Origin of the sequence: Paracoccus sp. (in: a-proteobacteria), from assembly GCF_030604785.1 — a bacterium.
Lineage (GTDB): Bacteria > Pseudomonadota > Alphaproteobacteria > Rhodobacterales > Rhodobacteraceae > Paracoccus.
The window spans coordinates 42,151-49,510 of the sequence record NZ_JAUVVF010000027.1; the positions used below are offsets into that span (position 1 = coordinate 42,151).

Annotated in this window: 8 protein-coding genes; 4 read left to right on the forward strand and 4 right to left on the reverse strand. The window is 68.9% G+C overall.

Features of this window, described 5'->3' with window-relative positions; translation table 11 throughout:
* Positions 1 to 20: 20 nt before the first annotated feature.
* Positions 21 to 1,466 carry a pyruvate kinase gene (gene pyk, locus QAR72_RS10215; RefSeq protein ID WP_304617270.1) on the reverse strand — a complete coding sequence of 482 codons (1,446 nt, stop codon included), beginning with the start codon at positions 1,464 to 1,466 and terminating at the stop codon, positions 21 to 23.
* Between the two features lie 115 nt (positions 1,467 to 1,581).
* Between pyk and QAR72_RS10220 the strand changes: the two genes are divergently transcribed.
* Entirely contained in the window at positions 1,582 to 2,322 is a 741-nt protein-coding gene (locus tag QAR72_RS10220; protein WP_304617280.1) for an N-formylglutamate amidohydrolase, read from the forward strand.
* Positions 2,323 to 2,448: 126 nt separating this feature from the next.
* Here QAR72_RS10220 and QAR72_RS10225 read toward each other — a convergent pair whose 3' ends face one another.
* The 3 genes from QAR72_RS10225 to QAR72_RS10235 all read right to left on the reverse strand — a co-directional run bounded on the left by QAR72_RS10225 (position 2,449) and on the right by QAR72_RS10235 (position 5,149).
* Positions 2,449 to 3,309: a D-amino-acid transaminase gene (locus QAR72_RS10225; RefSeq protein WP_304617271.1), complete on the reverse strand. Its 861-nt coding sequence runs from the start codon at positions 3,307 to 3,309 to the stop codon at positions 2,449 to 2,451.
* Positions 3,310 to 3,380: 71 nt separating this feature from the next.
* Positions 3,381 to 4,235: a TIGR02186 family protein gene (locus tag QAR72_RS10230; protein ID WP_304617272.1), complete on the reverse strand. Its 855-nt coding sequence runs from the start codon at positions 4,233 to 4,235 to the stop codon at positions 3,381 to 3,383.
* Positions 4,232 to 5,149, reverse strand: a complete 918-nt coding sequence (locus tag QAR72_RS10235; RefSeq protein ID WP_304617273.1) for a sulfite exporter TauE/SafE family protein — start codon at positions 5,147 to 5,149, stop codon at positions 4,232 to 4,234. The genes QAR72_RS10230 and QAR72_RS10235 overlap by 4 nt, the downstream gene beginning before the upstream one ends.
* A 170-nt stretch (positions 5,150 to 5,319) precedes the next feature.
* Here QAR72_RS10235 and surE point away from each other — a divergent pair, with 170 nt between their 5' ends.
* The 3 genes from surE to QAR72_RS10250 form a co-directional block, all read left to right on the forward strand.
* On the forward strand, positions 5,320 to 6,132 hold the full coding sequence (surE, locus tag QAR72_RS10240) for a 5'/3'-nucleotidase SurE (RefSeq protein WP_304617274.1): 813 nt from the start codon (positions 5,320 to 5,322) through the stop codon (positions 6,130 to 6,132).
* 3 nt (positions 6,133 to 6,135) lie between these two features.
* On the forward strand, positions 6,136 to 6,807 hold the full coding sequence (locus tag QAR72_RS10245) for a protein-L-isoaspartate(D-aspartate) O-methyltransferase (protein WP_304617275.1): 672 nt from the start codon (positions 6,136 to 6,138) through the stop codon (positions 6,805 to 6,807).
* Positions 6,808 to 6,849: 42 nt separating this feature from the next.
* On the forward strand, positions 6,850 to 7,360 hold a 511-nt coding region (locus tag QAR72_RS10250; RefSeq protein ID WP_304617276.1), incomplete at its 3' end, for a LysM peptidoglycan-binding domain-containing protein.

Consider the following 7,360-nt stretch of genomic DNA (forward strand, 5'->3'; position numbering starts at 1 on the left):
CCCGTTGATGCGTGGCCCGATTACTCGGGATCGCTGGCGTAGATCAAGCGTTCGTCGCAGGGCGCGATCCGCAGGATGTTGGTCGAACCGGCGACGTTGAAGGGCACGCCCGCCATCACCACGACCTTGCGGCTTTCATCCGCGAACCCGAACTTGCGCGCGGCGCGGGTGGCGTTCACCACGGCCTCCTTGAAGCGCGACAGGCGCGCGGTCGCCACGCCATGCGTGCCCCAGGTCAGGCAGAGACGGCGCAGCACGCGATCCTCGGGCGACAGCGCCAGGATCGGCACGCGCGGACGCTCGCGCCCCACCAGGCTGACGGTCTGGCCCGACTGCGTGAAGACGCAGATCGCCGCCACATCGGTGGTCTCGGCGATCTCGCGCGCCGCGGTCACGATCGCATCGGGGACCGAGGACAGCGAGGCCTTGCGCGCCGCCTCGATGATCGAGCGGTAGTTCGGGTCCGCCTCGACCGAGCGGGCGACGCTGTCCATCGTGGTCACGGCCTCGACCGGATAGCTGCCCGCGGCGCTTTCGGCCGACAGCATGACGGCATCGGCGCCCTCGTAGATGGCATTGGCCACGTCGCTGACCTCGGCGCGGGTCGGCATCGGGCTTTCGATCATCGATTCCAGCATCTGGGTCGCCACGATCACCGGCTTGGCGGCGCTGCGGCACAGGCGGACCAGACGCTTCTGGATCGGCGGCACCGAATGGACCGGCAGTTCCACGCCCAGATCGCCCCGCGCCACCATGATCCCGTCCGAGACCTTGAGGATCTCGTCAAAGGCGCGCACGGCGGCGGGTTTCTCGATCTTGGACAGGATGGCGGCGCGGCCACGGGCCAGCACCTTGGCCTCTTCGACATCCTCGGGGCGCTGCACGAAGGACAGGGCCAGCCAGTCCACGCCCAGTTCGCAGGCGAATTCCAGATCGGCGCGGTCCTTGTCGGACAAGGCCGCCAGCGGCAGGACCACGTCTGGGACGTTCACGCCCTTGCGGTCGCTGATCGTGCCGCCCACGGTGACGGTGCAATCGGCATGTTCGGGACCGCAGGACACGACCTTGAGGCGGATCTTGCCGTCATTGACCAGAAGCTCGGCGCCTTCGACCAGCGCCGCGAAGATCTCCGGATGGGGCAGCTGCACGCGGCTGGCCGTGCCGGGCTCGGGGCTGAGGTCAAAGCGGAACGAATCGCCCTCGGACAGGTCGTGCGGGCCGGCCGCGAACTGGCCCACGCGCAGCTTGGGGCCCTGCAGGTCGGCCAGGACGGCGATGGGGCGGCCCGTCTCGGCCTCGATGGCGCGGATTGCGTCATAGCGCGCGCGGTGATCCTCGTGGCTGCCATGGCTCATGTTCAGCCGGAACACGTCTGCCCCCGCTTCGAACAGAGCCCGGATCATCTGGCTGCTGGACGAGGCCGGCCCAAGGGTGGCCACGATCTTCACGTTGCGATGTCTTCTCATAGTCCCGCCCCTTTGACGTTTAGCGCTATCTATGGCGCAAATGCTGCGTGGCGGCAACTGGCGTCCGGCCCGCATTCATCGTAAGCAGGCCTGCAGCATGAATGATGACGCAACCATGACGGAACCCGCCTTCTGGATCGAGGGCCAGAATCGCCCCTCGCGCTGGCTGATCACCTGTGATCACGCCACGAACCGCGTGCCGGACTGGATCGGCGGCGGCGATCTGGGCATCGCGCCGGCCGACATGGCCCGCCACATCGCCTATGACGTGGGTGCGGCCGGCCTGGCCTCGGCCCTGGCGGAGCGGATGGAGGCGCCGGCGATCTTCTCCGATTTCTCGCGGCTGGTGATCGACCCGAACCGGGGCGAGGACGATCCCACCCTGCTGATGCGGCTTTACGACGGCACCGTGATCCCGGCCAACCGCGACGCGGATGCGGCAGAGCGCGAAAGGCGGCTGGAGCGGCTGCACCGGCCCTATCACCGGGCGCTGGCGTCGCTGGCCGACAGCCATCCCGCGCGCTGCATCTGCGCGATCCACAGCTTCACGCCGCAGCTTCGCGGCCGCCCGCCCCGGCCCTGGCAGGTCGGCATCCTCTATTCCCACCGCGACGCGCGGCTAGGCCCGGCCATGGTGGCGGCCTGCCGGGACGAGGGCTGGATCACCGGCGAGAACCAGCCCTATGACGGGCATCTGGACGGGGATTCCATCGACCGGCACGCTTTGGCCCATGGGCGTCCGAACATGCTGATCGAGCTTCGCAACGACCTGATCGCCTCGGCCGAGGGTCAGGCGGAGTGGGCGGCACGGCTGGCGCCGGTCATCGCGGCGGTTCTGGCGCAGGCGGGGCTTTAGCGCGCTTGGCGGGAAAAGAAAGGGGGGGCGCTGCCCCCCGATCGCCGGCGGCGATCTCCCCCCGGGATATTTGGACCAAGGCAAAGACGGGCCGCCGGAAGAGTTTTCCGGCCCCCCTTCTTCCGGTCAGATCGCGGCCTTGCGGCTTTCTTCCAGATAGATCTCGCGCAGGCGGCTGGCGACGGGGCCGACCTTGCCCGAGCCCACGGCGGCGCCGTCGATGCTGACGACCGGCATCACGAAGGCCGAGGCCGAAGTGATGAAGGCCTCGTCGGCGGCCTGGGCCTCGGCGATGGTGAAGGGGCGTTCCTCGACCTTCATCTGCGCCTCGGCGGCAAAGCGCAGGACGGCGGCGCGGGTGATGCCGTGCAGGATGTCATGGCTGAGCTGGCGCGTGACGATCGTGTTGCCCTTGACGATATAGGCATTGTTCGACGTGCCTTCGGTCACATGCCCGTCCTGCACCATCCAGGCATCGTCGGCGCCGCGGGCCTTGGCCTCCATCTTGGCCATCGAGGGGTAGAGAAGCTGCACCGTCTTGATGTCGCGCCGGCCCCAGCGCAGATCCTCGACGCTGACCACGCTCCAGCCGGTTTTCGCGGCCGGGGCATCCGCGAGGCCGGGCTTGGCCTGCGTGAACATGACGACGGTGGGGACCGTGTCCTCGGGGGGATAGGCGAAGTCGCGGTCGCCGGGATTGCCGCGCGTCACCTGAAGATAGACAAGACCGTCGGTGATGCCGTTGCGCGCCACCAGGTCGCGATGGGCGGCAAGGTATTCGTCGTCGGACAGCGGATTGGCGATGGCCAGTTCCGCGAGCGAGCGCTTGAGGCGGATCATGTGGCCCTCGAAGTCGATCAGCTTGCCGCCGAGCACGCTGACCACCTCGTAGACGCCGTCGGCCATCAGGAAGCCGCGGTCGAAGACCGAGACGCGGGCCTCGGATTCGGGCAGGTAATCGCCGTTCACATAGACTGTCCGCGTCATCGAGATCCTCCTTGCGCGTGGCTTGCGCGCCGGTCCTGCGCCCAAAGCGGCCGCAGGTCAAGAACCTGGCATCACGCGCGGCGCAGCTTGCGGAATGCGGCCGAGGCGCCCCAGCCCGCCAGCACCGCCACGGCCAGCGACATCAGCCCGTAAAGCAGCGGCTGGTCGAAGGCCAAGCGGTAGAGCCAGCGTTCCAGCCCGACCTTTCGGACCATGATCGGGGCGCGATGGACATCGATCACCTGACCGTCGCGCACGAGAAAGATGCGGGTCTTGTATTCGCCCTCGACCAGGGTGGCGGGCAAGGCGATATCGGCGCGGAACAGCGTCTCCTCGGCCAGATGAACGCCGCCCTCGTCCAGAAGGAAGCGGCCCTCGGCCTCGCGCAGGCGCAGAAGCGCCTCGGTAAAGGGCACGGTGTCGCGGACCTCGAGCGCCCCTTCGAAGGCGCGCATCGCCTGCGGCAGCGAGATGCGGTAGCGCGCATCCCAGGCCGGGTCGAGGATCTGGTCCAGCGGCCCGGTCGAGGCGACGGCGTAGTAGCTGGGGGCCGCGCCCACCTCGACGCGTTCTGTGTTGATCCAGATGCCGGCCCGGCGCGCCTTGCGCCAGACCGTCAGCGCCTGCGAGGGGGCCTCGACCGTGACGATGACGTGCAGCGGCGTGTCCGGGATCGGCGTCTCGCGCCGGATCGCGCCGTAGATCAGGATGTCGGACCCGTCGAAGCTGGCGGTGATCGCGACCGAGTCGCTGGACAGGCCCACGACGACCTGTTCGGCAGGCTGTTCGGCCTCGGGGCGGCTGACATTCTCGGGGGCGGGCGCGCGCGGCAGGCCCGGATCGGGATAGAGGGGGAACGCCTCGTCCTGCGCCAGCGCGGCAGGGGCCAGGGCAAGGGCCAGGATCAGGGCCAGCCGCCGCATCACCGCGCCCTCACCACGATCGAGTAGAGGTCCTCGGGCGGCAGGAACAGGTCCAGCGCCAGCTTGCCGCAGACCGCCAGCACCAGCAGCGCAAGCAGGATGCGCAGCTGCTCGGCCCTCAGCCTTGCACCAAGCGAGGTGCCAATCTGCGCGCCCACGACCCCGCCGACGATCAGCAGCACCGCCAGCATCACGTCGACCGTATTGTAGCTGACCGCGTGCATCAGCGTGGTGAAGGCCGTGACGAAGGTGATCTGAAAGAGCGACGTGCCGACGACGACCTTGGTCGGCATTCCCAGCAGATAGATCATCGCCGGGACCATGATGAAGCCGCCGCCCACACCCATGATCGCGGCCAGAACCCCCACCGCCAGCCCGACCAGCAGGGGCGGAATGACGCTGATATAGAGGCCCGAGGCGCGGAACTTGACCTTGAGCGGCAGGCGATGGACCCACATGTGATCATGCAGCTTGCGCCTTGGCGCAGCGGGATTGCGGGCGCGGCGCAGCGCGCGGATGCTTTCCTGCAGCATCATCGTGCCGATCAGGCCCAGAAAGACGACATAGCAGAGCTGCACGACCAGCTCGACCTGGCCCAGCCGCTGCAGGACGTTGAAGACCAGCACCCCGAGCGCCGATCCGACAAGCCCCCCCGCCAGCAGCACGCCCCCCATGCGGAAATCGACGGTGCGGCGCTTCATGTGGGCCAGCACGCCGGAAACGGACGAGGCCACGACCTGGTTCGCGCCGGTCGCCACGGCGATGGCGGGCGGGATGCCGATGAAGAACAGAAGCGGCGTGATCAGGAAGCCGCCGCCCACGCCGAACAGGCCGCTCATCAGCCCGACCAGCCCCCCCAGGCCGATCAGGGTGAAGGCGTTGACCGAAACCTCGGCGATGGGAAGATAGATCTGCATGCTGCCGCGCCGGTTGCCCGGATCAAGGATGCAACACCCCCCGGCACAGGTCAAACCGCTTTCGGCCGCCTCGCAACGGGTTGAAGCAGGCGCGGGCGGCGGCTAATCAGGTCCGGTCACGATGGCGTGCGCGCGACCGCGCGGGCCGTGTTCGGCGGGGGAATATCGGCATGCGCATCCTGATCACCAACGATGACGGCATCAACGCCCCCGGCCTTGAGGTGCTGCACCAGATCGCCACCGAACTGGCCGGCCCGCACGGCGAGGTCTGGACCGTCGCCCCCGCCTTCGAACAATCGGGCGTGGCCCATTGCATCAGCTACACCCACCCCACCATGATCGCCCGCCTGTCCGAGCGCCGTTATGCCGCCGAGGGCAGCCCCGCCGATTGCGTGCTGGCCGCTGTCGGCGACCTGATGGCCGACGCCCTGCCCGATCTGGTTCTGTCGGGCGTCAATCGTGGCAACAATTCGGGCGAGAACGCGATGTATTCCGGCACGATCGGCGGCGCGATGGAGGCCGCCTTGCAGGGCCTGCCCGCCATCGCGCTGTCGCAATATCTGGGCCCGGAAACCGCCGATCTGGCCGACCCGTTCGAGGCCTCGCGCCGGCACGGCGCGTCGTTGATCCGGCAGCTTCTGGATCACGGCGACTGGGATTCCGACAAGGATTTCCGCCTGTTCTACAACGTGAACTTTCCGCCGCTGCCTGCCTCGAAGGTGCGCGGCATCCGCGTGGCGCCTCAGGGCAAGCGGCGCGGCAGCCGGTTCGGCGCCGTGCCTTATACCGCGCCGAACGGGCGGCGCTTCATGTGGATCGCCGGCGGCTCGCAGCAGGCCGAGGCACAGCCGGGCAGCGATGTGGCGGTGAACCTTGACGGTTACGTCTCGGTCACGCCGATGCGGGCGGACCTGACCTGCCATGCCTCGCTGTCGCGCCTGGCCGGTGCGCTGGACGGCAAGCCCCTGGCCTTCGGGGACTAGACCATGATCGAGGACGAAGCCGAGGACGCGCCCGATCACGACCCCGCCGAACGCAAGATGCGGTTCCTGTTCGCGCTGCGCTCGCGCGGCGTGACCGACCCGCGCGTGCTTCAGGCGATGGAGCGGATCGACCGGGGCCTCTTCGTGCGCGGACAGTTCGCAGACCGCGCCTATGAGGATACGCCCCTGCCGATCCCCTGCGGCCAGACGATCAGCCAGCCCTCGGTCGTGGGCCTGATGACGCAGGCGCTGGCGGCTGGCCCCCGCGATACCGTGCTCGAGGTCGGGACGGGCTCGGGTTATCAGGCCGCGATCCTGTCCGGCCTCTGCCGCCGGATCTATACGGTCGACCGTCACCGCCGTCTGGTTCAGGAAGCCGAGGCGATCTTTCGCGATCTGGGCCTCTACAACATCACCGCGCAGGTGGCCGACGGTTCGCGCGGATTGCCCGATCAGGCGCCCTTTGATCGCATTCTCGTGACGGCCGCAGCCGAGGACCCGCCGGGGCCGCTGTTGGCACAGCTGAAGATCGGCGGTATCATGGTGGTTCCGGTCGGACAATCGGACGCGGTCCAGACCCTGATCCGTGTCACGCGGTCCGAAACCGGTTTCGATTACGACGAATTGCGACAGGTTCGTTTCGTGCCGCTGGTCGAGGGGTTGGGCCAGACATGACCCCCGCCGGCGGATGGGCAGGCAGGCTGAGGGCATAAGATCATGAGTGGGAATTTCAGGCGGCTTGCCGCAACGGGCTTCGTTCTGGGCCTGCTGGCCTCGTGCGGGCCGAATGGCGGCTTCGACCCCGATCTGCGCGGCTGGATGCCGGGCAATCTGGCCACCGATGACGCGGCGGCGGCCGCACCGGCCCGGCCCGAACCCGACCAGCGCGGCGTGATCACCTTTGCCAACGGACAGGTCGCGGTGGCGCGGGCAGGCGACACGCCCTCGGCCATCGCGGCAAGGCTGGGGCTGGGCGCAGCGGAACTGGCGCGGCACAATGCGCTGATGCCCGACACGGTGCTGGAGGCCGGCGCGGTGCTTGTCCTGCCGTCGCGAGTGGCGGGCGCCCCTGCGGGCGGCGCGGCGGGCGCTGGCGGCGTCGCGGCGGTGACCGACCCCTTCGCCAACCAGCCCTCGCGCAGCACGGCGCCGACCGGCACGCCCCCTGCGGCGGCCCCGGCGGCGACACCCGCCGCCAGCCCGACTGCCGCGCCGCGCGAGCATGTCG